At 33.5% G+C, this 25,843-nt stretch carries 24 protein-coding genes, 2 riboswitches and 1 other annotated feature; of the genes, 12 read left to right on the top strand and 12 right to left on the bottom strand.

All coding sequences use genetic code 11. From position 1 onward, the window contains the following. Positions 1 to 77: 77 nt before the first annotated feature. Entirely contained in the window at positions 78 to 1,664 is a 1,587-nt protein-coding gene (gene pckA / locus ACSBO6_RS17625) for a phosphoenolpyruvate carboxykinase (ATP) (protein ID WP_098847369.1), read from the bottom strand. Positions 1,665 to 1,976: 312 nt separating this feature from the next. Beyond that, positions 1,977 to 2,091: riboswitch (SAM riboswitch) on the top strand. A 209-nt stretch (positions 2,092 to 2,300) separates the two neighbouring features. Between pckA and metK the strand changes: the two genes are divergently transcribed. Both metK and ACSBO6_RS17615 read left to right on the top strand, forming a co-directional pair. Continuing rightward, positions 2,301 to 3,497 (top strand): methionine adenosyltransferase, encoded by a 1,197-nt coding sequence (gene metK / locus ACSBO6_RS17620; protein ID WP_098847372.1) that lies wholly within the window; start codon positions 2,301 to 2,303, stop codon positions 3,495 to 3,497. Between the two features lie 151 nt (positions 3,498 to 3,648). Then, positions 3,649 to 4,629, top strand: a complete 981-nt coding sequence (locus ACSBO6_RS17615) for an NAD(P)-dependent alcohol dehydrogenase (RefSeq protein WP_098847374.1) — start codon at positions 3,649 to 3,651, stop codon at positions 4,627 to 4,629. A gap of 74 nt (positions 4,630 to 4,703) precedes the next feature. Here ACSBO6_RS17615 and ACSBO6_RS17610 read toward each other — a convergent pair whose 3' ends face one another. After that, positions 4,704 to 4,868, bottom strand: a complete 165-nt coding sequence (locus ACSBO6_RS17610; RefSeq protein WP_180232989.1) for a hypothetical protein — start codon at positions 4,866 to 4,868, stop codon at positions 4,704 to 4,706. Positions 4,869 to 4,970: 102 nt separating this feature from the next. Further along, positions 4,971 to 5,945: a glycoside hydrolase family protein gene (locus ACSBO6_RS17605; protein ID WP_098847376.1), complete on the bottom strand. Its 975-nt coding sequence runs from the start codon at positions 5,943 to 5,945 to the stop codon at positions 4,971 to 4,973. 160 nt (positions 5,946 to 6,105) lie between these two features. Here ACSBO6_RS17605 and ACSBO6_RS17600 point away from each other — a divergent pair, with 160 nt between their 5' ends. Together ACSBO6_RS17600 and ACSBO6_RS17595 are read left to right on the top strand one after the other, a co-directional pair. Beyond that, complete coding sequence (locus tag ACSBO6_RS17600) at positions 6,106 to 6,561, top strand: MarR family winged helix-turn-helix transcriptional regulator (RefSeq protein WP_098847377.1); 456 nt, start codon at positions 6,106 to 6,108, stop codon at positions 6,559 to 6,561. A gap of 70 nt (positions 6,562 to 6,631) precedes the next feature. Beyond that, positions 6,632 to 6,731: riboswitch (purine riboswitch) on the top strand. 98 nt (positions 6,732 to 6,829) lie between these two features. Continuing rightward, on the top strand, positions 6,830 to 8,137 hold the full coding sequence (locus tag ACSBO6_RS17595) for an amidohydrolase family protein (protein WP_498843738.1): 1,308 nt from the start codon (positions 6,830 to 6,832) through the stop codon (positions 8,135 to 8,137). Positions 8,138 to 8,186: 49 nt separating this feature from the next. On the opposite strand, the gene ACSBO6_RS17590 is transcribed toward ACSBO6_RS17595, so the two are convergent. Then, entirely contained in the window at positions 8,187 to 8,696 is a 510-nt protein-coding gene (locus ACSBO6_RS17590) for a DinB family protein (protein WP_498843737.1), read from the bottom strand. A 208-nt stretch (positions 8,697 to 8,904) separates the two neighbouring features. Here ACSBO6_RS17590 and fosM point away from each other — a divergent pair, with 208 nt between their 5' ends. The 3 genes from fosM (at position 8,905) to ACSBO6_RS17575 (ending at position 10,682) form a co-directional block, all read left to right on the top strand. Next, the gene (fosM, locus tag ACSBO6_RS17585; RefSeq protein ID WP_498843736.1) at positions 8,905 to 9,327 is read left to right on the top strand and encodes a FosM family fosfomycin resistance protein; all 423 of its coding nucleotides are present in this window, start codon (positions 8,905 to 8,907) and stop codon (positions 9,325 to 9,327) included. A 198-nt stretch (positions 9,328 to 9,525) separates the two neighbouring features. Then, positions 9,526 to 10,221 (top strand): pirin family protein, encoded by a 696-nt coding sequence (locus ACSBO6_RS17580; RefSeq protein ID WP_498843735.1) that lies wholly within the window; start codon positions 9,526 to 9,528, stop codon positions 10,219 to 10,221. A gap of 35 nt (positions 10,222 to 10,256) precedes the next feature. Beyond that, the gene (locus tag ACSBO6_RS17575) at positions 10,257 to 10,682 is read left to right on the top strand and encodes an OsmC family protein (protein WP_098847389.1); all 426 of its coding nucleotides are present in this window, start codon (positions 10,257 to 10,259) and stop codon (positions 10,680 to 10,682) included. Between the two features lie 91 nt (positions 10,683 to 10,773). Here the strand turns inward: ACSBO6_RS17575 and speE are convergent, their stop codons facing one another. The 4 genes from speE to ACSBO6_RS17555 form a co-directional block, all read right to left on the bottom strand. Beyond that, complete coding sequence (gene speE, locus ACSBO6_RS17570; RefSeq protein ID WP_218937235.1) at positions 10,774 to 13,104, bottom strand: polyamine aminopropyltransferase; 2,331 nt, start codon at positions 13,102 to 13,104, stop codon at positions 10,774 to 10,776. After that, a complete protein-coding gene (gene speD, locus ACSBO6_RS17565; protein WP_098847391.1) occupies positions 13,101 to 13,937 on the bottom strand; it encodes an adenosylmethionine decarboxylase in 837 nt (278 codons plus the stop codon). Before speD ends, speE begins: the two co-directional genes overlap by 4 nt. A 216-nt stretch (positions 13,938 to 14,153) precedes the next feature. After that, a complete protein-coding gene (locus ACSBO6_RS17560; RefSeq protein WP_498843734.1) occupies positions 14,154 to 14,687 on the bottom strand; it encodes a phosphatase PAP2 family protein in 534 nt (177 codons plus the stop codon). Between the two features lie 219 nt (positions 14,688 to 14,906). Continuing rightward, on the bottom strand, positions 14,907 to 15,434 hold the full coding sequence (locus ACSBO6_RS17555; protein ID WP_098847395.1) for a gamma carbonic anhydrase: 528 nt from the start codon (positions 15,432 to 15,434) through the stop codon (positions 14,907 to 14,909). Between the two features lie 157 nt (positions 15,435 to 15,591). Between ACSBO6_RS17555 and tbcS the strand changes: the two genes are divergently transcribed. Next, the gene (gene tbcS, locus ACSBO6_RS17550) at positions 15,592 to 16,686 is read left to right on the top strand and encodes a tetraprenyl-beta-curcumene synthase (protein ID WP_098847397.1); all 1,095 of its coding nucleotides are present in this window, start codon (positions 15,592 to 15,594) and stop codon (positions 16,684 to 16,686) included. A gap of 71 nt (positions 16,687 to 16,757) precedes the next feature. Here tbcS and ACSBO6_RS17545 read toward each other — a convergent pair whose 3' ends face one another. From ACSBO6_RS17545 to mnmL, 4 genes are all read right to left on the bottom strand, one after another. Beyond that, positions 16,758 to 17,900 carry a cation:proton antiporter gene (locus ACSBO6_RS17545; protein WP_098847399.1) on the bottom strand — a complete coding sequence of 381 codons (1,143 nt, stop codon included), beginning with the start codon at positions 17,898 to 17,900 and terminating at the stop codon, positions 16,758 to 16,760. 822 nt (positions 17,901 to 18,722) lie between these two features. Then, positions 18,723 to 19,199: a hypothetical protein gene (locus ACSBO6_RS17540; protein ID WP_098847403.1), complete on the bottom strand. Its 477-nt coding sequence runs from the start codon at positions 19,197 to 19,199 to the stop codon at positions 18,723 to 18,725. A 178-nt stretch (positions 19,200 to 19,377) separates the two neighbouring features. Continuing rightward, entirely contained in the window at positions 19,378 to 19,953 is a 576-nt protein-coding gene (gene mnmM / locus ACSBO6_RS17535) for a tRNA 5-(aminomethyl)-2-thiouridylate-methyltransferase MnmM (RefSeq protein ID WP_098847405.1), read from the bottom strand. After that, positions 19,950 to 20,912 carry a tRNA modification radical SAM protein MnmL/YtqA gene (mnmL, locus tag ACSBO6_RS17530; protein ID WP_098847407.1) on the bottom strand — a complete coding sequence of 321 codons (963 nt, stop codon included), beginning with the start codon at positions 20,910 to 20,912 and terminating at the stop codon, positions 19,950 to 19,952. Before mnmL ends, mnmM begins: the two co-directional genes overlap by 4 nt. A gap of 192 nt (positions 20,913 to 21,104) precedes the next feature. Between mnmL and ACSBO6_RS17525 the strand changes: the two genes are divergently transcribed. The 4 genes from ACSBO6_RS17525 to leuS all read left to right on the top strand — a co-directional run bounded on the left by ACSBO6_RS17525 (position 21,105) and on the right by leuS (position 25,768). Next, positions 21,105 to 21,368 carry a DUF2524 family protein gene (locus ACSBO6_RS17525; protein WP_098847809.1) on the top strand — a complete coding sequence of 88 codons (264 nt, stop codon included), beginning with the start codon at positions 21,105 to 21,107 and terminating at the stop codon, positions 21,366 to 21,368. A 62-nt stretch (positions 21,369 to 21,430) separates the two neighbouring features. Next, positions 21,431 to 21,580, top strand: coding sequence for a glycogen biosynthesis protein GlgD (locus ACSBO6_RS17520; RefSeq protein WP_098847811.1), 150 nt, complete (start codon positions 21,431 to 21,433; stop codon positions 21,578 to 21,580). 209 nt (positions 21,581 to 21,789) lie between these two features. Next, positions 21,790 to 22,989 carry an MDR family MFS transporter gene (locus ACSBO6_RS17515; RefSeq protein ID WP_098847410.1) on the top strand — a complete coding sequence of 400 codons (1,200 nt, stop codon included), beginning with the start codon at positions 21,790 to 21,792 and terminating at the stop codon, positions 22,987 to 22,989. 65 nt (positions 22,990 to 23,054) lie between these two features. Then, positions 23,055 to 23,271: a binding site (T-box leader), on the top strand. A 79-nt stretch (positions 23,272 to 23,350) separates the two neighbouring features. Beyond that, positions 23,351 to 25,768 (top strand): leucine--tRNA ligase, encoded by a 2,418-nt coding sequence (gene leuS / locus ACSBO6_RS17510; RefSeq protein WP_098847412.1) that lies wholly within the window; start codon positions 23,351 to 23,353, stop codon positions 25,766 to 25,768. The last annotated feature ends 75 nt before the right edge of the window (positions 25,769 to 25,843 follow it).

Here is a 25,843-nt window from a genome sequence, read left to right as displayed (position 1 = left end):
TTACTAAATAGAAAAAAGGCTGCCAAAAAGTCATTGGTCCCGACTTTTTGGACAGCCCTTACATTTTTCTTTTTAGATTATTTTAAGGGTCCACCAAGTTCAGCTAATTTAGCATCAAAGCCTTCAAATTTTTTGAAGTTTTCTTTGAATTTGTTTACTAATTCAAGAGCTTTTTGATCATAAGCTGATTTATCTTCCCATGTTGTTGATGGAACTAATACGCTATCAGGTACACCAGGTACATGAGTAGGAATTGCTAAACCGAAAAACTCATCTTGTGTAGTTTCAATATTGTTTAACTCACCTTCAAGTGCAGCGTGAACCATTGCTCTTGTGTAAGATAAGTTCATACGTTTACCTACACCGTATTCTCCACCAGTCCAACCAGTGTTTACTAAGAATACATTTACATTATGTTTTTCAATTTTTTCACCAAGCATTTTTGCATATTCTACAGCTGGAAGCGGTAAGAATGGTGATCCGAAACATGTAGAGAATGTTACTTGTGGAGAAGTAACGCCACGCTCAGTACCAGCTAATTTGCTTGTAAATCCGCTTAAGAAATGATACATTGCTTGCTCTTTTGTTAATTTACTGATTGGAGGTAATACTCCAAATGCATCAGCAGTTAAAAAGATAATCGCTTGTGGATGTCCAGCAACACTTGGCTCAATGATATTTTGAATTGCTTGCATTGGGTATGCAGCACGAGTATTTTCTGTTAAAGTTGTATCATCATAGTCAGCTAAACGGCTATCAGATTTAACAACAACATTTTCTAACACTGTACCAAATTTAATTGCAGAGAAAATTTGTGGCTCTTTTTCAAATGTTAAATTGATACATTTAGCGTAGCAACCGCCTTCAATATTAAATACACCATTATCTGACCAGCCGTGCTCATCGTCACCGATTAACTTACGGTCTGCATCTGCAGATAATGTTGTTTTACCAGTTCCTGATAATCCAAAGAATAATGCCACATCACCTTCACTACCAACGTTAGCAGAACAGTGCATTGGTAAAACATTATTTTGTGGTAATAGGAAATTCATAATTGAGAAGATCGATTTTTTCATTTCACCAGCATATTCCGTACCACCGATTAAGATTATTTTCTTCTCAAATGATATAATAACAAATGCCTCAGAATTTGTTCCATCTACCACTGGGTCTGCTTTAAATGTAGGAGCAGAAATAATTGTAAATTCTGATTCATGAGTTTGAAGCTCTTGCTCAGTTGGGCGAATAAATAATTGGTGAGCAAATAAGTTGTGCCATGCAAATTCGTTAATTACTTGGATTGGTAAACGATACTCAGTATCAGCGCCAGCAAATCCTTTAAATAAGAATAATTCGTTACGATCTTTTAAGTAGTTAAGTACTTTGCTATACAATTTTTCAAATACGTCAGCAGAGATTGGTTGGTTTACTGAACCCCAATCGATTAAATTTTCAACAGATGCCTCTTTAACAATAAATTTATCTTTAGGTGAACGTCCAGTATATTTACCTGTTGAAACGCTAACTGCTCCTGTTGACGTTAAAATGCCTTCTTGTCTTGTTAAAACTTTTTCAACTAATTCAGAAACGCTTAGTTGGTTATACATTTGATTACTAGTAAGTAATTCGTTTAATTCAAAGTTTACATCAACTGTCTTCATATACTAATACCATCCTTTAAATATAATTTGTCTGCCATGTAGGTATCTCGATAAATAGTATAACACATTTATTTTAATAGTGTATACTATTAGTTCGCAAAATGTGTTATGAATTTGATTAAAAAATTAATTTGAGTAAAATATACTTAATCTAAAGAAGAAATTTAGTAAATTGTAAGATAATAATTAGTAATTTCCCTTTAAATAGAAATGAATGTAGAAATTAAATTATTGTAGAATTATGTCTAAGTAAGTATGAAAATTGTTGACAAGAAAGTGAAATTTTAATATGATACTTTTCATACGGATACTCTCTTATCCCGAGTAGGTGGAGGGATACAGGCCCTACGAAGCCCAGCAACCTCACTTTTAGTGAAAGGTGCTGAACCTGATGCAAGACATTTTTTTATGTCTTGGACGATAAGAGCGAAAGGCAAATAACCAAGAACCCTTTCCTCATGTAATATTTGATAAGAGGAAGGCTTTTTTTTTGCTCAAAACTTAAATACAGTGGCAATTTCGTAATTTACACTGAGTTATCTTTATCTTAAATGGGAAACATAGGAATAGGAACAAACTTTTTATTCTTATGTTGAGAAAAAAGAGATCCGTCAATTCAATTTAGGAGGGGACTCAATGTCACAACGTCGTTTATTTACTTCAGAATCAGTTACAGAAGGACATCCAGATAAAATCTGTGACCAAATTTCAGATTCTATTCTTGATGCAATTTTAGCAAATGATCCGAATGCTCGTGTAGCAGCGGAAACTTCAGTTACAACAGGTTTAGTACTTGTTGCAGGTGAAATTACAACTTCTACTTATGTAGATATCCCAAAAATCGTTCGCGAAACTATCCGTGAAATCGGTTATGACCGTGCAAAATACGGATTTGATGCAGATACATGTGCAGTTTTAACTTCTATCGATGAGCAATCAGCAGATATCGCTCTAGGTGTAGACCAAGCGTTAGAAGCTCGTGAAGGTAGTATGACAGATGAAGAAATTGAAGCAATCGGTGCAGGAGACCAAGGTTTAATGTTCGGTTTTGCTGTAAATGAAACACCTGAATTAATGCCACTTCCAATTTCATTATCACACAAAATTGCTCGCCGCTTAACTGAAGTTAGAAAAAATGAAACAGTTTCTTACTTACGTCCAGACGGTAAAACTCAAGTAACAGTTGAGTATGATGAAAACAACAAACCAGTTCGTATTGATGCAATTGTTGTATCAACACAACATGGTCCAGAAGCTACTCAAGAACAAATTGAAAATGATATTAAAGAACTTGTAATTAAACCAGTAGTACCAGCTGAGTTAATTGATGAAAACACAAAATTCTTTATCAACCCAACAGGTCGTTTCGTAATCGGTGGACCTCAAGGGGATGCTGGTTTAACAGGTCGTAAAATTATTGTTGATACTTACGGTGGATATGCTCGTCACGGTGGTGGCGCATTCTCTGGTAAAGATGCAACTAAAGTTGACCGTTCTGCTGCTTATGCTGCACGTTACGTTGCGAAAAACATCGTAGCTGCTGGCTTAGCTGATAAAGCTGAAGTTCAATTAGCATATGCAATTGGTGTAGCTAAACCAGTTTCGATCGCGATTGATACTTTTGGTACAGGTAAAGTTTCAGAAGAAAAATTAGTTGAAGTAATTCGCAACAACTTCGATCTACGTCCAGCAGGAATTATTAAAATGCTTGACCTACGTCGTCCGATTTACAAACAAACTGCTGCTTATGGTCACTTTGGCCGTACAGATATCGATCTTCCTTGGGAGCGTACTGATAAAGCAGAAGTTTTAAAAACTGAAGCAGGTCTATAATAAAATGATTAAGGCTGAATATGGCATTTGCTATATTCAGTCTTTTTTGTTTTAGTTAGAATCACGCTGTTTTATTCTACATATAGGTATACTTAAAAATCATTTTTCATAGGTTTAAATGACTAAATTAAAGTTAGTAATGGAGGAACCTATGAAAGCGATTATATGTACAAAATATGGTCCACCAGAAGTTCTTCAAATAGCAGAAGTTGAAAAACCAAAAATAAAAGATAATGAAGTATTAATTAAAATACACGCAACAACTGTAACCGCGGGAGATGTAAAACTTAGAAGTTCCGATTTTCCATTTATGTATTGGCTGCTTTCACGTCTTATGTTTGGTCTTTCTAAGCCAAAAAATAAAATACCAGGTTGTGAGCTTGCTGGAGAAATAGTGACTGTTGGCAAAAATGTAAGAAAGTTTAAACCAGGTGATCAAGTTTTTGGTTATAGTGGATTTACTTTTGGGGCTAATGCCGAATATATAGCTTTACATGAGGAAAGTGTTCTAGCTAAAAAACCAATAAATATGTCGTTTGAGCAAGCGGCAGCAGTACCGGTTGGGGCGCTTACTGCATTACACTTCTTAAGAAGAAGTATTATACAAAATGGACAAAAAGTACTTATTTATGGTGCTTCAGGAAGTGTTGGAACATATGCAATTCAGCTAGCTAAATATTTTGGTACTGAAGTTACCGCATTATGTAGTACATCTAATTTAGAAATGGTAAAGACTTTAGGCGCAAATGAAGTAATTGATTATACAAATGAAGATCTTTCTAAAAGTAAGAAGACATATGATATTATTTTTGATACAGTAGGCAAAAGTTCGTTTTCTAATTGTAGAACATTGCTAAACAAAGATGGCGTCTATTTATTAAGTGCAGTTTGGAAGCTTTCGGTGTATTTTCAAGCATTATGGAGTAATTTGATTAGCCATAAAAAAACGATACTTGGTGTGGCAAATATGAACAAAGAAGATTTAAACTATATAAAAGCACTTATTGAAGCGGATAAGTTAAAAGCGGTTATTGACCGACAGTACACACTTGATCAAATTGTTGAGGCCCATCGTTACGTAGAAAAAGGGCATAAGAAGGGGAATGTCGTTATTAACATTCGGGGGAACTGAGTCAGTTATCGTCTTTGTAAACATCCTGGGTCATACAAAGAAACCCCTCAAAATGACCTTTTGAGGGATTTCTTTTATAGATTTTCATTTTGCTGTCTGATTTCTTCTCCAGCTAAAATTATATTGGCTGTTTCAATTTTACGGTGCTCATCCACGGAATGCCCTGGATCGAGATTATTAAGGTCTGCTTGTATTTTCATTTGCTCTTTTTTAATGAGGGGCTTATTTTTTTCGCTCAATTTTATTACCTCCATATTATATAGTAGAAAGTCGATGAAACTCACCTTTTTTTAGTCTTAACGAATTGACTAACTTCATACAACAATTTAGGAGTTGGATTTTTACTTGCTTAATTCATTCACCAATTTTTGAAAGGTGAAATAAGCAGGCTTAGGAGTATAATCGTCCTTCATTATTCCAAATTGATGAAATAAATCGTCTTTTGAACTATCAGCATCCCTTAAACCAAAAAATTCATAATGAGTAATATTTAGTTCCTGACAAAGTGAATAAACCGTTCGTACAATTTTCTCAAGCACATTTGATTGTTGCTCATATGATCTTTCAATTTGTATAAAAGGATTTTTCCCGGTTGGCCATCCGTTCTCTGTAATGTGGATTGGTAGAGTAGAAGGGAAACCATTACGATTTAAAGTTTCTCGAAATTTACGTAGTATATTTTCTACGGAAACAGCAACTTCCTCGATTTTTAATGGTTCCTCAAATACATCCACATAAAAATTATGACCTACATAATCAATTGAACGAATTAATTCGTCCCCACCAATTTTTATTAAATTTTCCCAAAAATGTGGAAGTGTCTTTTCTCCCTCAGGAACCGAGCCGAATCCAATTTTAATAGGCAAATTGCTTTTTTGGATTTCTTCTTTAGCAGTTAGAACGCCTTGTACTAGAGCTTCTAATACATATGGTTTAGAACCATCCATAAACAATAAGTTAGGCTCATTCGTGATTTGAATTGAATCAAGGAAGGTGCCATACTCTTTAATTACTTTACGAACAAAATTTAACCAATAATCAAGTGATAAACTTGGATCCATAAGGCAGCCAATTGTTAAATCACCTAATAAACCTGCGTTTTTATATCGATTTAGTGCGTTAAATACTTTTTCTTCTGTTTCAGGTCCCATATAAACAGCATACATTCTTGGCAAAAGCTGATTTGCATTACCTTTTAGCTCTTTAAGAGCAGAAGATATTTTTTCATAATTATCTTCAGGACCTATAGCTAATCCTATAGGTGTACCTGCTACGCTAAGGGGATAGATACCAAAAGTTAATCCAGTTGAATTCATCAAAAACACTCCTTTGTTAAATAGTAAATACATGTTTACTTATTAAGTTGATTTAACTAATTGATTTATGATATTATCAAATTGTAACTCGTGTAAATGATAAACTTTTATTTACTATATGTCAAATCAGAATTTTTTTCCTAGAAAGGTTCGTAATAAAATGAAAACAAATCCAAATCAAATAGCAGAGAAGTTTATCCAACTACTTCCTCTAGTTTTTAATAAGTTTAACAAGTCGGGTTCAAAAAATTCTTTAAAGAAAAAGCAGTCCGAGTTAACTCACTTACAAAGTCACATATTAGAAGAGTTGTTTCAAACAGTAGATGGAATTTCAATCACAGAGCTAGCTCAAAATATAAGCATTTCTAAACAGCAAATGACCCCATTAATTATGAAATTAGAAGAAAAAGAATATGTATCTAAAATTCAAGACCCGAATGATAAACGTAGTGTAAAAATTATTCTTACTGAAAAAGGGAAAAAAGTTGTCACAAAACGCTGGGAAGATTTTTATCATATTTTCTGTGAACGGATTGGTCAGCTTGATGAGGAAGACTTGCTTGATTTAGACTACTCAATGCACAAAATCATAAAAATCCTTGGGAAATTAGATTAGAGGTTGAGCACTTGTTATTGTTAAATAATGGAAATGCTTGAACATTACTTACTAATCATTTATTATCTTTTTATATAACAACATAAAAAAATGTATAACCTCATTGATATGGTATGAGGGTCTCTACCAGGAACCGTAAAATCCTGATTACGAAAAAGAATGTAATTTTATTTACATCCTTCTTCGTAATCAGGATTTTTTTTATTTTTACTTTCAATAACGAGGTTTCTTTACTACAAAATTTAGAATTGACTTAGGAGGAAAAAGAATGAAAACAGTCTATATAAATGCAACTTTTTTTACAATGGATCAAGATAATAATATCTTTGAAGAAGGTATGATGATTGTACAAGGTCAAACGATTACCTATGTTGGAAATCATTCTGAAGAGCTAATGAAAAATGCAGATCAAGTAGTTAATCTTCAAGGAAAATGGGTAATGCCAGGACTTGTAAATACACATACTCATATTCTTATGACGCTTTTACGTGGTATTGGCGATGACATGCTGCTGAAGCCTTGGTTAGAAACTAAAATATGGCCAATCGAAAGACAATATACAACAGAAATTGCTTCAGTAAGTGCACAACTAGGTATTTTAGAAATGGTTAAGTCAGGAACGACAACATTTTCAGATATGTTTAACCCGAATGGACTCGATCCAAATGTTGTCATGGAGACGATTGGTGAAACTGGAATTAGAGGAGCATTTTCATATTCAATATTTAGCTTTGGAACGGAAGAAGAACAAAGATTGAATCTGAAAGGTGCTGAGCAATTTTCAAAAGACTATAAACTGTTTGCTGACGGCCGTTTAACAACGATGGTTGCACCTCATAGTCCTTACGCTTGTACACCAAAAGCACTAATTGAAAGTGCACGTATTGCAAAAGAAAATGATTTAATGATGCATATACATGTATCTGAAACAGACTATGAAATTCAAGATATAAAAGCTCGTTATTCAAACCGTCCTGTAGAACATCTTTGCAAATTAGGAGTATTTGATCAGCCGACAGTAATGGCTCACGGTGTAGTTCTAAATGATGAAGAAAGAGCGATCCTAAAAGAATATGATGTACGAGTTGCTCATAATCCAATAAGTAATTTGAAGTTAGGTTCTGGAGTTGCTGATGTGGTTAGTTTATTAGACGCAGGAGTAAAAGTAGGGATCGCAACGGATAGCACAGCATCTAATAACAATCTTGACATGTTTGAAGAAGTAAGAATAGCAGCATTGCTACAAAAGGGAATGTATAAAGATGCTACAAAATTCTCAGCGCAAACTGCATTAACTTTAGCTACACGAGGTGGCGCAGAAGCAATAGGAATGGGGCATACTGGCTCACTAGAAGCCAATAAAAAGGCAGACTTTATTACAATTTATCCATTTGATAAAGAGCATTTACAACCATTAAGTAATGCTTATTCACACTTACTATACGCTGCACGTGGAAGCGATGTATGTGATGTTTATATTGATGGGAAACAAATCGTAAAAGACCGCATTAGTCTAACAATTGACGAAGAAAAAGTAATCGCAGAAGTAAATCGATTACAAAGTAGATTTGCTTAAGAAACAGGAACAAAGAAGAGCAGGAAAGGATTGGCCTGCTCTTTCTAATTTAGAAGTATCGTTCATTAATGATTTTTAAGTGATGCAATTCATGGCCTGCGATAATATAAGCAATAGCACGAGGTGTCGTTGGGTGATTTAGGACAATTCCTTCATTTACTAATGTGTCAATTGATAAATTTTCAAGCATTGATAAAGTTGCTTGTCGAACTGTTTGAAATTCATTTATAAGTTGCTCTAGCTCAAGTCGGTTAAAATTTGCATAATCATTATAGGCATTCTCATCAAATGATGGTAAAGGAGTTTGATCTCCTCTTGCAATTGCCAATAGACGATAGCACATTATTCTCTCAGTATCTACTAAATGGCCAAGTACTTCCTTAATACTCCATTTTCCTTTTGCATATCGGTAGTCAGATTTTTCTATCGGGATGGCTTTAAAAAAACTGATTGATTCCTCTAATTGCCTCCTCAAAATAGTTTGTAAGTCACCTTCAGGAACTAGTTCAATATAACCTCTAAAGTGTGGGTTATATTCGTTTGAATTTGGTCTTGCCATCATCATTAATCACCTCAAAATTTTTTTAAAAGATTAAAAAAGCATAGTACAATAAGGAAATTATATATTATGGTAAAATTATGTAAATAGAAGTTTGAAAAATAAAAATATTATGGATAATCAGATGTTCTTGCTTAAATAGGTCAAAGAAGATGGTTTGAGTGGATGATTTAGAAAAATTGATTAGCTATGAAATGAGGGAGTAAAAATGGAGATTAAAGGAATCAATCATTTGTTGTTTTCAGTATCTAATCTTGAAACAGCAATCACTTTTTATAGAAACGTATTTAATGCCAAGCTCTTAGTAAAAGGCAGAACAACAGCCTATTTTGATTTAAATGGAATTTGGCTTGCTTTAAATGAAGAAAAAGATATTCCTAGAAATGAAATTCACCATTCATATACTCATATGGCTTTTACGATAAACGAAGACTCCTTTGAAAAAATGTATGATAAATTAGTTCAACTTAAGGTGAATATATTAAATGGACGAGAAAGAGATAAACGTGATAAAAATTCAATTTATTTTACTGATCCAGATGGACATAAATTCGAATTTCATACTGGTACCATGCGAGATCGAATTGAATATTATAAGCAAACAAAGCCCTATATGGATTTTTATAGTTAGTTGCAGGGTAGAAAGTTTTTATAAATTTTCTACAAAAAATATCTTGAAATCGAGATATTTTTTGATACAATATACTTAAGAGCTCGGTAAAATGAATGATAAAAATATTGATTTGCAGTTAAAACAATAAGATATCTAGATGAGGTATTCTTTGTTTAATATCTCGAATTAAAGATAAAATAAAAGGAGCGATACACTATGTTCGAAAAAATCAATAGTAAACAATTAGGTCACGCTGATCACGGTTGGTTAAAAACAAATTACCATTTTTCATTTGCAAATTATTATGATCCAAGTAATACGAACTTTGGCGTATTAAGAGTATTAAATGATGATTTAATTAAACCATACAGAGGGTTCGGTACTCATCCACATAGTGATATGGAAATTATAACATATGTAATTAATGGGAAATTAACTCACGCTGATAGTATGGGAAATAAACATGAAATTGGACGTGGTGATGTACAGTACATGAGTGCAGGTACGGGTGTGTATCATAGTGAACATAATATGGGTAGGGATTTATTAAGATTAATTCAATTATGGATTATTCCTGATAAAGCAGGTCATACCCCAAATTACGGTGATTTACTATCAGATTGGAAAAAAAGAGAAGGAAAATGGTATCATATGGTATCTCCAATTGAAGGGAGTGCCCCAATTAAAATTCACCAAGATGCAAATATTTACTCACTTGCATTAAATGAAAATGATGAAATTACTTTTGAAATGAACGAGGGTCGACAAGCGTATTTAGTCCTATTGGAAGGAAATGCGATTGTGAATGGAGAACGATTGGAAGCTAGTGATGCTGCAAAAATAATTGAAGAAGATATTAAAATACAATCAAAAGATTTTTCACATTATTTAGTAGTAGAAATGAAAAAATAATAGATGAAATTATCTATTTATTGGAGGATTAAGGAATGAAAACAAGTATTAAATGGGATGGCAAGTTAGCTTTTTCAGGAATTGCACCATCTGGCCATGAGATAAAAATGGATACTGCCGAGTCTTTAGGTGGAGAGAATAGCGCACCCACGCCAGTTGAACTTTTATTAAATGCAGTCGCTGGATGTACAGCGATTGATATCGTATTAATCCTTGAAAAAATGAGATTAAAACTAACCTCATTTGAAATTGAAGTAAATGGTGAACGAGCTGAGGAGCACCCTAAGCGATTTACTGACATTCATTTGCATTATATTTTAGGTGGAGAGTTAGATACAGAAAAAGTTCGAAAAGCGATTAAATTATCAAAGGATAAATATTGCTCAGTAGCTCATTCTTTAAACGCTAACATAACAGCAAGTTTCACTTTAAATGGATCAAAGGATGATGAAGTACTGTAATTAAAATAGCTGTCTCTTGAGGTGAAATTACTTTTTGAGGCAGCTTTTTTTATTGCAAATCAAAAAACCAGCACAATGCTGGTTTTATGACTTACTCTTCATTATCTAATTGTTTTTTTACATAAGTAGGGAGCATAAAGCACCCAACATGTAGGTCTGTATTATAATATTTTGTTTCGATTCCTAACTTATTCCATTCATCGGCTTTAATGTCTTTAATTGGGTCGTATTTTTTTGAAGCAAAACCGAATAACCAATGTCCAGATGGATAAGTTGGCATATGGAATTGATAAACTCTTGAGATCGGAAAAGTTTCTTTAATTTTGGAATGAGCACGTTTCATTTCATGTGCGTAACTAGCGTAATATGGACTTTCATGCTGGTTAATTAATATACCTTCTTCACTTAATACTCGTTTGCAATTGTTATAAAAAGCAACTGTAAAAAGTCCTTCACCAGGTCCAATCGGATCAGTTGAATCTACCAAAATTAGATCGTAATAACCTTCATCAGCTTCTTGTACGAACTTTAGTCCATCTTCAAAATATAATGTTAATCGATTATCTTGATCTAATTTAGAAGCTGTTAAAGGTAAGTATTGTTGGCATAGTCTAACTACTCGCTCATCAATTTCTACCATATCAACAACTTCCACACCTGGATAACGTAGTACTTCACGAGCAGTACCACCATCACCCCCACCGATAATTAGCACTTTTTTTATGGTTGGATTAACAGCCATTGATACATGCGTTATCATATCGTGGTAGATAAACTCATCCTTTTCAGTCACCATCATATAACCATCAAGAGTAAAGAATGTTCCAAATGTTTCACTTCTAAAGAAATCGATTTGTTGAAACTCACTTTTTTCAGAATGAATATGTTCTTGAACCTTTATGGAAAACTTCGTATCTTCTTGGTGATTCTCCGTATACCATAAATCCATTAAATTTTCCTCCAAACTTCGATCGACGACTTTTATTATATAAGGATCGTCATCATCGTTGATTGTGATCGTTCCTTCTTCTTTTAAATAAAGATAATGCTGAATCAATTCTGTAGAAATTAGTTCACCAGGTATACAAAGAGGGATACCAGGAGGGTAAATCATGATTGATTCACCACTAATTAATCCACTAGCATCATGAATTGAAATAATACGTTTTGGATGATAGTACGCCTCTCTAGGAGTCATGACCATTTTAGGGTTTTTTAATGCAACACTTATATCTGTATCAAGTTTTGGAAGTTTACCGTAATATCGGTCACTAATATCTCTTAAGGCATCAATTAATGTTTGAATGGTCTGTTCATTATCACCTAGCGAGATAATTGCTAAAATGACATTCGGTTCGGCAAGTTCGATTTGAATTTTATATTCTTCTGCAAGCATGTCGTATACTTTAAAACCAGACATTCCTAATTCTGAAACTTTAACAACGAGTTTTAACTCATCGTAATCGAATACCCCAACTCCATTTTGATATGAATCTCGCGTAATACATTTTAATCCTTTTATGGAATTAATTTCTTTTTTAGCTTTTCTCGTTAAATTGAGTAATTTTTCGAATCGCTCATGTCCTTCTAAAACTAATTTCTTTCTTGCAACATCAATAGAACACATAAGTAAATAGGAAGCAGATGTTGTTTGAAATAAATTAATGGTAGATCGGACCCTATTTTTAGTAATGATCCCATCATTATGTAGTAGAACGGATGCTTGTGTTAAGGCACCACCAGTTTTATGCAAACTAAGGGTAACAAGGTCAGCACCAAGAAGGGCAGCATTAGTTGGTAAATCAGGGTGAAACGAAAAGTGAGCACCATGGGCTTGGTCTACTAAAACAGGAATCCCCCTAGAATGACCGATGTCGATAATTTGTTTTAAATCTGAAGTTGCTCCAAAATAAGTTGGATTTATAATAAGGATGGCTTTAACATCCGAATTTAAATCTAGGGCATGGAGAACAGATTTTACTGAAACGCCATTTACAATTCCATACTCATAATCGATTTCTGGTTCGATAAATACTGGTTTAGCACCCGCTAAGATTAATGCATTGATTGCGGATTTATGTACATTCCTTGGCAGGAGAATTTTATCTCCTTGTTCAAGTGCGCTCATAATCATATATTGAACACCAGAAGTCGAACCATTTACTAACATATAAGCGTTATCTGAATGAAAGGCATCGGCTAATAAAGTTTCGGCTTCTTGGATGACACCAGTTGGATGCGATAAGTTATCAACACGCTTTGAAGAATTGACATCCATTTTAAGAGCCATATCACTCCAAAGCTCTCTTAATTCCTCGAGTGAATTACCTCTTTTATGCCCGGGAACATCAAAGCTTGTAATATCTTCCTTAGCATAACGGACTAATTCAGTTAAAAGCGGTGTTTTACTATGATCCATCATCCATCAATATCCTCCGCATCAGGACCATTCCATAAATTTTTACCGTAAAAGATTTCATCCATCTCATACTTCACTTTTTCTTCTATTTGTGAAATTTCATCCGCGTCTAATTTATCTTTTGTGTAGCCAAAAAGATAATTATCTAAATTAAATTGTTTCAACTTACATTTCGTATGAAAAATATTTTCTTGAAACACATTCACATCAATCATTTGATACATATCCTTTATTTTTTGAGGAATGTAATTTTGAATTGAGTTTATATCATGATCAATAAATAATTTATAACCACTAACATCACGAGTAAATCCGCGAACACGATAATCAATTGTCATTATATCGGCATCAAATTGATGAATTAAATAATTTAAAGCTTTTAAAGGAGAAATTTCTCCACAAGTAGATACGTCGATGTCTGCTCTGAACGTACTAATTCCATCATCCGGATGATATTCTGGGTAAGTATGGACAGTAATATGACTTTTATCTAATGCTGCAACTACTAGTTCCGGTAATGGACCAGGTGATTCGGAAAAAGTTTCAGATGAAGGGTTATCAACCGGACCTTCTGAAACGAGAATTGTAACGCTTGCTCCTTGAGGATCGTAATCTTGTTTTGCAATATTTAAAATGTGAGCTCCAATGATATGTGTAACCTCGGTTAAAATTTTTGTTAAACGATCAGCATTATATTGTTCATCGATGTACTGAATATAAGCTTCACGTTCTTCTTTCGTTTTTGTAAAGCAAATATCATACATATTAAAACTTAAAGATTTCGTTAAGTTATTAAAACCATAGAGTTGAAAATTATTTGACGATGAAATATTCATCTAATGTCCTCCTAATTTTACAAAGTAAAAAAGTACGTACGAAAAAGTAAAAGCGACCGTACAATAGTCGCTAGTGTAACTACTCAATATATATTGTTTGTTTTTGAATTATGCATTATTCACATAAGTTGATGAATGAGGAATTACTGATTGATAATGTTTTTTTTATATTGTTTTAAATGTTCAGAAGAAACAAATCGTTAAACCTTCTCCTCCTTACAAATGATAGATAAAAAATTTTGAAAAAAATGTAGTAAATATACCAAGTAAAATTCCGAAAAACACATCTGTTGGATAATGCAAGCCAAGATATATTCGAGAGAAAGAAACAAACAAAACTAAAGGAAGTAAAATAAATGTTGTAAATGGTATATAAATGATAATAGGAAGTGCGACAGAAATAATTGCCGTTGTATGACCTGAAGGGAAGGAGTGATCTTTTAAAGGATTTTTTAGCACAAAAGTACCTTCTAGTCTAAGATAAGGTCTTTTACGTGGATAAAAACGTTTAAGAAAATGAACAGGAATATGGCTAAGGCAAAGGGTACAGCAACATAAGATTGATGCTTCATGCAATTCACCTTTGGAATATAGTAATAAAATAAAAGCTGATGCAATTGTAAAAGTAGCACCACCAAGATGGGTAATCGTACGAAAGAAAAAATTTAAGTAACGCCAATGGAATAATGAATTGACACGATAAAACAGTTGGCATTCATATGTGTGTATCTTTTGAAGAATTGCGCTCATTTTTCATCCTCCATTTTGGTGATATTTGTAATTTCATTATAAAAAGGGTTTATGAATTTAAATAGAAGCTTATGTAAATGAATAATTTAGATATGTAAATTTTAATTAAACGAATCGGAATGATGAAGATTAAGGTGTTAGTACAATCAGTTCTATACAAAGTGCAATAAAAAAAGAGAAGGCTCGGATTCCTTCTCAGTTTCAAACAAAGCTAAAAATTTATTTAGACAGATTTTCTTCTTCTACTTTTTTATAGTATTGTCCTTTTTCGACATATTCTCTACGAATTCGATCCATATCAGCGATGTCTTCCTCTGTTAATTCACGTACTACTTTAGCAGGCCTACCAAAAGCTAATGTGTTAGGAGGTATTACTTTTCCGCCTGGAACTAAGCTGCCTGCACCAATCATTGCACCTTCACCAATTACTGCACCGTCTAAAACGATCGAACCCATGCCAACTAATGCATTCTTTTTAACTGTACAACTATGTAAAATAACACTATGTCCAATTGTTACGCCATCTTCTAAAATTAGAGGGCATTTTGGACTTTGATGAAGAACAGATAAATCTTGAACATTTACATCATTTCCAATGATTGTATCATTAACATCGCCACGAATGACTGCACCAAAAAACACACTACTATTTGCTCCAATTGTGACAGAACCAGTAACAGTTGCAGTTGAAGCGATAAAAGCTGATGGTTCGATTTTGGGTTGTTTCCCTTTGTATGGTAATATCATACTATACCGTTGCCAAGTATATAAAAATGGTGATTGTTTAGCTAAAATTGTCTATACAACAAGGCAACATAGTTCACCTCCATAATATTTACTTCAATATGAGTATAACTTATTTTAACAATATGGTAATTAATGAAAAATAGGGAGGAGTGAAAAAATGTCACTACCTAAAAATCCGATACAATTAATGCCGAAAGTTTATAAAGCTGTTTTTCCTTTAGTGCATCAGGAATTAGACTATTGGAGAAATTTTGCAACGACAATCCCAGATCCAGAACTTAGAAAACAAGCATTAATGAGTATTGATACAAAAACATTCCATTGTGAAGGTGGTGCAATTTTAGCATTACTTTCTGAAAAAAATTTAAAACCAGTAATAGAGTTTATCGTTGCATATCAAACAATTAGTGATTACTTAGATAATTTATGCGATCGTAGTACTTCGCTTGATCCAGTTGATTTTGAAGCACTACATGAGTCAATGATTGATGCAGTAAAATGTCAAAAATCAGACCAAATGTATTATCGCTTCCGTGAAGAACAAGATGATGGTGGATATTTACGTGCACTAGTTTCAAAGTGTCATAGTAGTTTAAATCAATCAAAGCATTATGAGGGAATTAAAGAGTACTTAGTTCAGCTTGCTGATTATTATTGTAAGTTACAAATACATAAGCATGTAAAAAAAGAAGAGCGAGTTCCTAGATTAACAAATTGGTTTGAAAAATATCAACCAGAGCTTTCTGATTTAGAATGGTATGAATTCTCTGCATGCGCAGGTTCAACTCTTGGGATTTTTTGTTTAGTTTCTTATTCATTTAACGAAGAAATTTCTGAAAATTTATTTCAACAAGTATATAAGAGTTATTTCCCATATGTACAAGGACTTCATATACTACTAGATTATGTAATAGATCAAAAGGAAGACGAAGAAGGCGGGGATTTAAATTTCTGCAGTTATTACCCTTCAAAAGATGTTATGTTAAATAGGATTAAGTATTTTTCAGCTAAAAGTGATCAGGCCTTAAAAGATTTAAAAGACTATCGCTTTCATCGAATGATCTGTCAAGGATTGCTAGGCATTTACTTGGCCGATAAAAAAATGGCAGGACCAGACGAGATGAAAAAAATCAGAAGAGGGATAGTTAAGAACGGTGGCTTAACATCATTCTTTTTTTACGGAAATGCTAAGTTATACTTTAAATTAAAAGAGTTAAAGGCGAGCAATAGAAGAGTGAAGGAATCAGTTTAAAAAAGAATATGTAGGTAATCACGAAAAAAAGGGATGCCCCAAGAAGTTTATACTTTTTGGGACATCCTCTTTTAATTTACAGCTTTACTTTTCTCAGTGAAAAATAACTTCATTAGTGGAGGCGTTACAATAGTTGTGACTAGTACGACTAGAACAAGGATCGCAAACAATTCCTTGCTTAAAAGATTATTTGCTAAACCAGTTGATGCCATAATCAGTGCGACTTCTCCGCGTGATACCATTGCGGAACCAATTCCTAGTGAATTTTTAGTTGGAAATCCCGCCAGTTTTGCGCCTAATGCTCCACCAATTAGTTTCGTTAAGATTGCGATTATACTTAATATAATAATCGTCGGAAACGAATGACTTAGCCCCGTAAATTGAACTGATACACCTATTAAAGTGAAAAACACAGGTACAAATACAGAGTAAGCAATCGTTTCGACCTTTTCAAAAACCTCTTGTTTAAATTTAGTGACGGATATCGAAATTCCTGCGATATAAGCACCAATGATTGCAGCAATACCTGTTTGGTCTGCAAAGGCTGAGAATAAAAAGCAAATGATTAAAGCTGCAGAGATTAGTGTTTCTGAAACGTTTAGTTTTATAAACTTTTTTAGGAACCAAGGTACAATCTTCCATCCGATTAGTATGGCAAAAGTAAAAAAGATAAACTTTTTAAATAAAAGTATTGGTAAACTAACGGCGCTACCACTCAAACTCATAACAAATGCTAATGCTATGATGACAACAATATCATCAATTACCGCAGCTCCTAAAATTGTGGCCCCATCTTTAGTTTTAAGTTTCCCCATTTCTTTTAATGTAGCAACAGAAATACTTACACTAGTTGCAGAGAGAATCAGCCCTAAAAAAATAGCTTCATATTGACTTAAGTTTATGGAGATTCCATAAAGATAACCCGAGAATAATGGGAAGAGGATCCCCAGTACTCCTACATAAGAAGAAGCTTTACCAGTTCGTTTAAATTCATTTAAATCAGTCTCTAAACCTGCAATAAACATAAGTAAAATGACACCAATTTCACTCATTTCTTGTAAAGTTTCTGTTTCAGTAATGATTCCAAGTACTGCTGGACCTAGGATGATCCCTATTAATAACTTCCCTAAAACAGCAGGTTGACCAAGTTTTGTACTTAAATCCCCAAAAATTTTAGAGGCAATTAAAATAATCACAAGTTGTACATAAAGCATAAGTTCATCTCCCATCAGAATGCATAAAAAAAGAGCCTGTAACGATAGGGTAAGTAAATAATTACATACTTATCCCTATGTGACAGGCTCCTCCGAACAATGCATTAAATTTATTTTAAGTATAAACTAAAAATGAATTAGAAAACAAGGTTAAGTTTAATTTGGTAATAGATCAATAGAAACTTAGTTTAATAGAATTAATAAAGTAAGCGAAATAAAATAAGCGAAATGAATAAGTATAAACGAAATAGCACTTTTAATTTTTCGAAAAAACAGCAAATATTTTATGAAAAATGAGTGTGCATAAATTAATAGCATACTCCCGAAGAAACCATAAAAATACCCATAAATTACCCAAAGAGTCATCTGATTTACTTGTGAAGTTTCTGTATGAAATACTCTATATAATGATACAAGGTAAAAAACTGACCAGAAATTGATGAACGCAATGAATCCAATTAATAATAATATCCAATTCGAATTTCGTAAAATGAACTGAAAAACTTTACGAAATAGTTTATTCAAATTGTTTAGGTTTGTAGTCAACTCTTCACGCCCCTAAAGTTGGTTTATCTCAATCAACTACAAATTGGTTTGTATAAACAAATCAATTAAGTGGTTATATCTTTACATAATATTCAATTAATTCCATGAATACGCCGTAATTAGATATTATTAATAATTTTTTGTGGATTTTTATAGATTCAGTTATTAGGTAAGGAAATTTAACTTTGGTCTGTTTATAGAACTTCTTAAGAAAACATGTAATTTAAACAAAAAAAAGCCCCACTAAGTAAAGTTACTTAAGGGGCGCTTGTTATGTTAATTTTTAGTTGGTTCAATTTGAGTAAATATATCTCGATGAACTTTTTTCATTTCTTCAAAAAATTGCTCACGTTTAATATTATTATTGTCTAATATTTCTTTAAATGAATTTGTTTTATTTTTTTGAGCGATGATATTTTCCAATGGTTTATTTGAAAGTTTTGATACCACTGCAATAAATATTAATTTCTTCATTTTCAATTTATGTTGCTCAACAATTTTATTTAATTTAGCTTCAGGTTGGTTTAAGTATTTGGATAGATACTTAACAACCTCTTTTTTGTGCTTTTCTAACATTTTATGTGCCTTGTGGTGATGATGATGTCTATGATGTTCACCATGATCTGTTGTAGCATCATGGTCATGATGTGGATGAACATAATAATTTGCTGCTGCGTTTGTTTCGGCATTTACAGCAATTGTGTTTAGTGTAAAGAGACTAACTACTGCACCCGCAAAAATAGCTTTTTTCATTTTGAAAACCTTCTTTCTTTTTTTTGATTTTTTTATCTTTACCAATTTTCCAAGAAAAATTTACCATTAATTAATTTTTAATGATTTTTTAAGGTATTTATAATTATTAAGAAGAGGCAATTGTACTGTTGATAAAATTGAGGACAAAAAAAACTGTCTTTAAATAGACAGTTTTTTCTTAAGCTCTTTTTTCAATAGCTAATATAAAAGGAGGGTTATTTGCTTGATTAATAAATCGATAAGTTAATACATGTGCCAAGTCTTGAGGGATGTTTTGAGCAAAGTTCATTAATGCATCTTTTTCAATTTCTCCGCCTTCATGACCATGGTATATCACAACTACGATAATCCCTTCTGGGGCCATCATTTCAAGTATTTGTTCTATTGCTGAGATGGTTGACTCGGGTACTGTGACAACTGATTTATCACTACCAGGTAAATAACCAAGATTAAAAATAGCACCTTTTAATTTCTCGTGTAATGAAGCTGGAATTACTTTGTTTACTTCTGCATGACTTTTTTGAAAAAGTGTAACTCGCTTGCTTAAATTTTCATTATTTATTTTTTCAGTCGTCTTTTGAATAGCTAATTCTTGGATATCGAATCCATATACATGACCAGTTTCTCCAACCAATTTTGCTAAAAATACTGTATCATGACCATTACCTATTGTGGCATCGATGGTAATATCGCCTTCTTTAACTGTTGACTGAAGAAGCTTTCTAGCATACGGTAAAATACGATCTAGTATCATGTTAATTGTACTCGATTTTTTGCGAATTTACCTTGCCAGCTATTTCTACGTTCGAATTCACGATCAATTGCGTTTAATACTTCCCATTTTTTTAAGCTCCACATTGGTCCGATTAATAAGTCAGGTGGACCGTCTCCAGTAATACGGTGTACGATTACATCACTTGGAATGATTTCAAGCTGATCAACGACTAAGTTAATATAAGCGTCAAAATCCATGAATTCAACTAGTCCTTTTTCATATTGCTTCATCATTGCAGTACCTTTTAAAAGGTGAAGTAAGTGAATTTTAATTCCTTGAATATCAAGCTTTGCAACTTCCATCGCCGTTTCCATCATCATTTCTGGCGTTTCAAGAGGTAATCCGTTAATTATATGTGAACAAATACGGATGTTGTGCTTCCTTAATTTTTCTACGCCTTCTACGTAAGTTTTATAATCGTGTGCACGATTAATAATATTAGCAGTTTTTTCGTGAACGGTTTGTAATCCTAATTCAACCCATAAATAAGTTCGTTTATTTAAATCAGCAAGATATTCAACAACATCATCTGGTAAACAATCCGGTCTTGTTGCGATTGATAAACCGACTACGCCTTCTTGCTCTAATATTGGTTCGAACTTTTGTTTTAATACTTCAACTGGTGCGTGAGTATTTGTGTAAGCTTGGAAATAGCCTAAGTATTTTCCGTTTTGCCATTTCTCATGCATTTTATCTTTTATTTTATGAAATTGAGTTACAACATCCTCAGCTCGATCACCTGCAAAGTCGCCCGAACCAGATGCGCTACAAAAAGTACAACCTCCAAACGCAACTGTACCATCCCTATTTGGACAATCAAATCCAGCATCAATCGAAACTTTAAATACTTTTTCGCCAAATTGTTGTCTTAAATGATAATTCCATGAATGATATCTTTTATGATCTATTGTATATGGAAAAGGATTGTTTTTTGTCATTCCTCATCCCTCCCTTAATTTAAGTCAATATTATCGATTTTATCATGACCTAAAAAGAAATCCAAATGGAAAAACCTTTCTTATTTGTAAAGAAATAATTGTACTCTGATTAAAAGGTTCGGAAATACTATCCTTGAGGTAACCTACATATCGGATACTTCATTAAGTCTCAAAGGAGGTATTTTCTTGGGAATAACAGATCGTAACTTCGGACAAGAACAAGTACAAAAAGCGAAACAAGCATATGATTATGCAGTAGAGCAACTAGAGATTGGTATGAGACAAGAGCATTATAATGATATTGAATATTCACAAGCACAAGCAGGGATTGAAGAAGCACTAATTGAGCTTGAAAAAGTTGCAAACCTTGCAAATGCAGAAAATAAGGATGAATTTTATCGTTTACGCAGACAATTAACACAGCTACAACATCAAATGATTATTACTCCGCACTAGAAGGAGATTAAAATATGCAAGAATACGTTAAAGAATATGCGATCCTTGGGAGGAAACCAAAAATGGTTAAAAAGAAATCAAAAAGTAATAACCCTGAACAAAAAACAAAAAATAAAACCATAACAGAATTCTCAGGTGAACTTTCAGCAGTCGATCAAGTCAAAATGAAAAATGCTAAAAAAGGTCAACCACAAAGATCAAAGCAAGGGTAATGTAAGGAAAAAGGAAGGGGTGCCTTCCTTTTTCTTTTGGTAATTTTAGGGTAAACTTGATGGTTTTCTAATACATTCTAGATTTTTGATTTTTCTATCTCTTCTTACTTAATTCGTGCCTCTTGAAACTAGGAAGATTCTCCTCTACAATTAATGAGTTAACGAGATAAAAATAGATAAAAAGGGACAGCTTTTGAGGGGAGTACGGGATGCCAAAAAAACTATGGTTTTTGTTAATCGGTATGATTTTAAATGTAACAGGTAATTCTTTTTTATGGCCATTCAATACAGTATATATCCATACGTATTTAGGAAAGTCCTTGTCTGTTGCGGGGCTTATTTTAATGTTTAATTCATTGGCTGGTGTATTTGGTAATATGCTCGGTGGCTGGCTTTTTGATAAGTTTGGGGGATATAGATCAATCCTAACTGGCATTAGTATTACGTTTTTGTCGATTCTAGGTTTGGTTATTAATCATACTTGGACATTTTACAGTTGTTTCTTTGTCATATTAGGATTTGGTGTCGGTATTGTATTTCCATCAATGTACGCGATGGTTGGAGCGGCATGGCCAGAGGGCGGTCGTAAAGCTTTTAATGCAATTTATGTAGCGCAAAATCTTGGTGTTGCAATTGGTACGGCTTTAGGTGGAATTGTTGCAGATTTTAATATTAATTATATTTTCATTGCTAATTTGCTCTTATATATTATTTTCTTCTTAGTAGCTTTATTTGGATTTAAGGGTATAGGGGAAACTAAGCAAATAAAAGAAGCTCATATAGAAAATGTAGAAAAACAAAAATTTTCATTTACTCCTTCAATGAAGGCTCTGATGATTGTTTGTGTTGCGTATGTTTTATGCTGGTTAGTTTATGTACAATGGCAAACTACAATTGCTTCAGAAATGCAAAATCTACACATTGGCTTAAAAAAATATAGTCTCTTATGGACTATAAATGGTGCGCTAATCGTCTTAGCTCAGCCAATCGTATCAACTGCGATCCGTAAATTAGAGTTAAGTATGAGAAAGCAAATGTTGTTTGGAATTGGATTCTTTATCGCTTCGACTATTCTTGTGAGTACTGCTCATCAGTTCTCGATGTTTATGACAGGTATGATCATATTAACGATTGGAGAAATGTTCGTCTGGCCTGCAGTCCCAACTATTGCAAATATGCTTGCTCCAAAAGATCGAATCGGTATGTATCAAGGGATTGTAAATAGTGCAGCGACAGTTGGAAGAATGCTTGGACCTGTAATTGGAGGGGCACTTGTTGATACGTTTAACATGAAGGTATTATTTATGATATTAATTGTCTTTTTAGGAATTAGTATGGTTTTCTCTGTACTTTATGAGAGATTAGCAAAAAAAGTAGTAAAAGTTGAAAATCAAACATTTGCTTCTTAAAAATAGGCTAGGTATAATTGACCTTTTTCTTTGGTTATAATAAAATAGTATAAATTGAATCTAAATGATCGGCTATGATTGGGAATAGTAGTGAATATGAAGAGGTTTAGAGAGTTGACGGTTGGTGAAAGTCAATCCATTCTATTCATGAACTCGCCCATAAGCCACATTTGTGAACGGTTTTAACCAAGTAATAAATGTCGTGTTCCACGTTACGGAAACAAGTGAATGTATTTTTACATTAATTTGGGTGGTACCGCGGGAAATCCTCTCGTCCCTTTTGGGATGGGAGGATTTTTTTTATTGTAGACCGTTAGGACCACAGCCGAGCCATTTATATATGAAAAAAGGAGGCAATAAAATGAGTTTTAATCATCGTACTATTGAACAGAAATGGCAGAAGTATTGGTTAGAAAATAAAACATTTAAAACAACTGACGATACAAGCAAGCCGAAATTTTATGCACTTGATATGTTCCCTTATCCATCTGGAGCGGGATTACATGTTGGGCATCCAGAAGGGTACACAGCTACAGATATTCTTTCAAGAATGAAAAGAATGCAGGGCTATAATGTACTTCATCCAATGGGGTGGGATGCATTTGGTCTTCCAGCAGAACAATATGCATTAGATACAGGTAATGATCCAGCTGAGTTTACTGAAAAGAATATTAATACTTTCCGTAATCAAATTCAGGCACTTGGATTCTCATACGATTGGGATCGTGAAGTAAATACAACTGATCCTAATTATTACAAATGGACTCAATGGATTTTCCTAAGAATGGTTGAAAAAGGATTAGCTTATGTAGATGAAATTCCAGTAAACTGGTGTCCAGCACTTGGTACAGTTTTAGCTAATGAAGAAGTAATCGATGGTAAAAGTGAGCGTGGAGGACATCCAGTTGAGCGTCGTCCGATGAAGCAATGGATCTTAAAAATCACGGCTTATGCGGATAGATTATTAGAAGATCTAGAAGAATTAGATTGGCCTGAAAGCTTAAAAGAAATGCAACGTAACTGGATCGGCCGTTCGGAAGGTGCTGAAGTTTACTTTAATGTTGATGGATTCGATGAAAAAGTTACAGTATTTACAACGCGTCCAGATACATTATTCGGTGCAACTTATGTTGTATTAGCTCCAGAACATGCTTTAGTTAATAAAATTACAACAGCTAATCAAAAAGATGCAGTTGATGCTTATATCGATTCAGTTAAATCGAAAAGTGATTTAGAAAGAACTGATTTAGCGAAGGATAAAACAGGTGTTTTCACAGGAGCATATGCAATTAATCCTGTAAATAATGAAAAGCTTCCAATTTGGATTGCTGATTATGTTCTTGCAAGCTATGGAACTGGTGCAGTTATGGCAGTACCAGGACATGATGAGCGCGACCATGAATTTGCAGTTAAATTTAATTTACCAATCATTGAGGTTGTTGAAGGTGGGGACGTTCAAAAAGAGGCTTACGCTGGAGATGGCAAACATGTTAACTCTGATTTCTTAAACGGTTTAAATAAAGAAGAAGCACTTGAAAAAATTATCGAATGGTTAGAATCTTCAAATGCAGGTGAGAAAAAAGTTACGTATCGTCTACGTGATTGGTTATTCTCTCGCCAAAGATATTGGGGAGAGCCAATTCCAGTAATTTTCTGGGAAGATGGTACAATGACAGTTGTTCCTGATGAGGAATTACCATTAATTCTTCCGAAAACAGAAGATATTCGTCCAAGTGGTACTGGAGAGTCACCATTAGCGAATATTGATGATTGGGTTAATGTAGTTGATCCAGTAACAGGTAAAAAAGGAAGACGTGAAACAAATACAATGCCACAATGGGGCGGAAGCTGTTGGTATTACTTACGTTATATTGATCCAAATAATAACGAAGCAATCGCAGATTCTGAATTATTAAAGCATTGGTTACCAGTAGATGTTTATATTGGAGGAGCAGAGCATGCAGTTCTTCACTTACTATACGCTCGTTTCTGGCATAAATTCCTTTATGATTTAGGTGTAGTTCCTACAAAAGAGCCATTCCAAAAGCTTTTCAACCAAGGAATGATCTTAGGGGAAAATAATGAAAAAATGTCTAAGTCTAAAGGAAACGTTGTAAATCCTGATGATATCGTTAATAGCCACGGTGCTGATACATTACGTTTATATGAAATGTTCATGGGTCCATTAGATGCATCTATCGCTTGGTCAGAAAATGGATTAGATGGTTCTCGTCGATTCTTAGACCGAGTATGGCGTTTATTTGTAACTGATAATGGAGAGCTTTCAGATAAAATTGTTGAAGGCATTACTTCTAGCAGTCTTGAAAAAACATATCACCAAACGGTAAAGAAAGTAACAGAGGACTTTGAAGGTTTACGTTTTAACACTGCAATTTCACAAATGATGGTGTTTATTAACGAAGCATATAAAGCTGACCAATTACCAAAAGAAATGGTTGAAGGTTTCGTAAAATTAATCGCACCAGTTGCACCTCATATCGGTGAAGAACTTTGGAGTAAACTTGGGGCTAGTGATTCAATTGCATATGCTACATGGCCAGCATACGATGAAGCTAAACTTGTAGAAGACGAAATTGAAATTGTAGTACAAATTAATGGTAAAGTAAAAGCAAAATTACGTGTTGCAAAAGATGCTTCTCGTGAGCAAATGGAGCAAATTGCATTATCAGACGACGCAGTTAAGGAACAAGTTGAAGGCAAAACTGTTCGAAAAATCATTGCTGTACCAGGTAAATTAGTCAATATCGTTGCGAACTAAATAGATCATTCGAAAAAACCTCTTTTGAGGTTTTTTCTTTGTTTATTTTTTTTTTCTAATGCTCTCTTTATAAAT

It is taken from the genome of Bacillus sp. AL-1R (assembly GCF_052180195.1).
Classification (GTDB): Bacteria; Bacillota; Bacilli; order Bacillales; family Bacillaceae_G; genus Gottfriedia.
This window is presented reverse-complemented; position numbering and strand designations above follow the sequence as displayed.

What these genes read in the sequence shown, in the direction of transcription:
- pckA (WP_098847369.1), bottom strand. Translation starts at nt 1,664, where the DNA reads ATGAAGACAGTTGATGTAAACTTTGAATTAAACGAATTACTTACTAGT.
- metK (WP_098847372.1), top strand. Translation starts at nt 2,301, where the DNA reads ATGTCACAACGTCGTTTATTTACTTCAGAATCAGTTACAGAAGGACAT.
- ACSBO6_RS17615 (WP_098847374.1), top strand. Translation starts at nt 3,649, where the DNA reads ATGAAAGCGATTATATGTACAAAATATGGTCCACCAGAAGTTCTTCAA.
- ACSBO6_RS17605 (WP_098847376.1), bottom strand. Translation starts at nt 5,945, where the DNA reads ATGAATTCAACTGGATTAACTTTTGGTATCTATCCCCTTAGCGTAGCA.
- ACSBO6_RS17600 (WP_098847377.1), top strand. Translation starts at nt 6,106, where the DNA reads ATGAAAACAAATCCAAATCAAATAGCAGAGAAGTTTATCCAACTACTT.
- ACSBO6_RS17595 (WP_498843738.1), top strand. Translation starts at nt 6,830, where the DNA reads ATGAAAACAGTCTATATAAATGCAACTTTTTTTACAATGGATCAAGAT.
- ACSBO6_RS17590 (WP_498843737.1), bottom strand. Translation starts at nt 8,696, where the DNA reads ATGGCAAGACCAAATTCAAACGAATATAACCCACACTTTAGAGGTTAT.
- fosM (WP_498843736.1), top strand. Translation starts at nt 8,905, where the DNA reads ATGGAGATTAAAGGAATCAATCATTTGTTGTTTTCAGTATCTAATCTT.
- ACSBO6_RS17580 (WP_498843735.1), top strand. Translation starts at nt 9,526, where the DNA reads ATGTTCGAAAAAATCAATAGTAAACAATTAGGTCACGCTGATCACGGT.
- ACSBO6_RS17575 (WP_098847389.1), top strand. Translation starts at nt 10,257, where the DNA reads ATGAAAACAAGTATTAAATGGGATGGCAAGTTAGCTTTTTCAGGAATT.
- speE (WP_218937235.1), bottom strand. Translation starts at nt 13,104, where the DNA reads ATGATGGATCATAGTAAAACACCGCTTTTAACTGAATTAGTCCGTTAT.
- speD (WP_098847391.1), bottom strand. Translation starts at nt 13,937, where the DNA reads ATGAATATTTCATCGTCAAATAATTTTCAACTCTATGGTTTTAATAAC.
- ACSBO6_RS17560 (WP_498843734.1), bottom strand. Translation starts at nt 14,687, where the DNA reads ATGAGCGCAATTCTTCAAAAGATACACACATATGAATGCCAACTGTTT.
- ACSBO6_RS17555 (WP_098847395.1), bottom strand. Translation starts at nt 15,434, where the DNA reads ATGATATTACCATACAAAGGGAAACAACCCAAAATCGAACCATCAGCT.
- tbcS (WP_098847397.1), top strand. Translation starts at nt 15,592, where the DNA reads ATGTCACTACCTAAAAATCCGATACAATTAATGCCGAAAGTTTATAAA.
- ACSBO6_RS17545 (WP_098847399.1), bottom strand. Translation starts at nt 17,900, where the DNA reads ATGCTTTATGTACAACTTGTGATTATTTTAATTGCCTCTAAAATTTTT.
- ACSBO6_RS17540 (WP_098847403.1), bottom strand. Translation starts at nt 19,199, where the DNA reads ATGAAAAAAGCTATTTTTGCGGGTGCAGTAGTTAGTCTCTTTACACTA.
- mnmM (WP_098847405.1), bottom strand. Translation starts at nt 19,953, where the DNA reads ATGATACTAGATCGTATTTTACCGTATGCTAGAAAGCTTCTTCAGTCA.
- mnmL (WP_098847407.1), bottom strand. Translation starts at nt 20,912, where the DNA reads ATGACAAAAAACAATCCTTTTCCATATACAATAGATCATAAAAGATAT.
- ACSBO6_RS17520 (WP_098847811.1), top strand. Translation starts at nt 21,431, where the DNA reads ATGGTTAAAAAGAAATCAAAAAGTAATAACCCTGAACAAAAAACAAAA.
- ACSBO6_RS17515 (WP_098847410.1), top strand. Translation starts at nt 21,790, where the DNA reads ATGCCAAAAAAACTATGGTTTTTGTTAATCGGTATGATTTTAAATGTA.
- leuS (WP_098847412.1), top strand. Translation starts at nt 23,351, where the DNA reads ATGAGTTTTAATCATCGTACTATTGAACAGAAATGGCAGAAGTATTGG.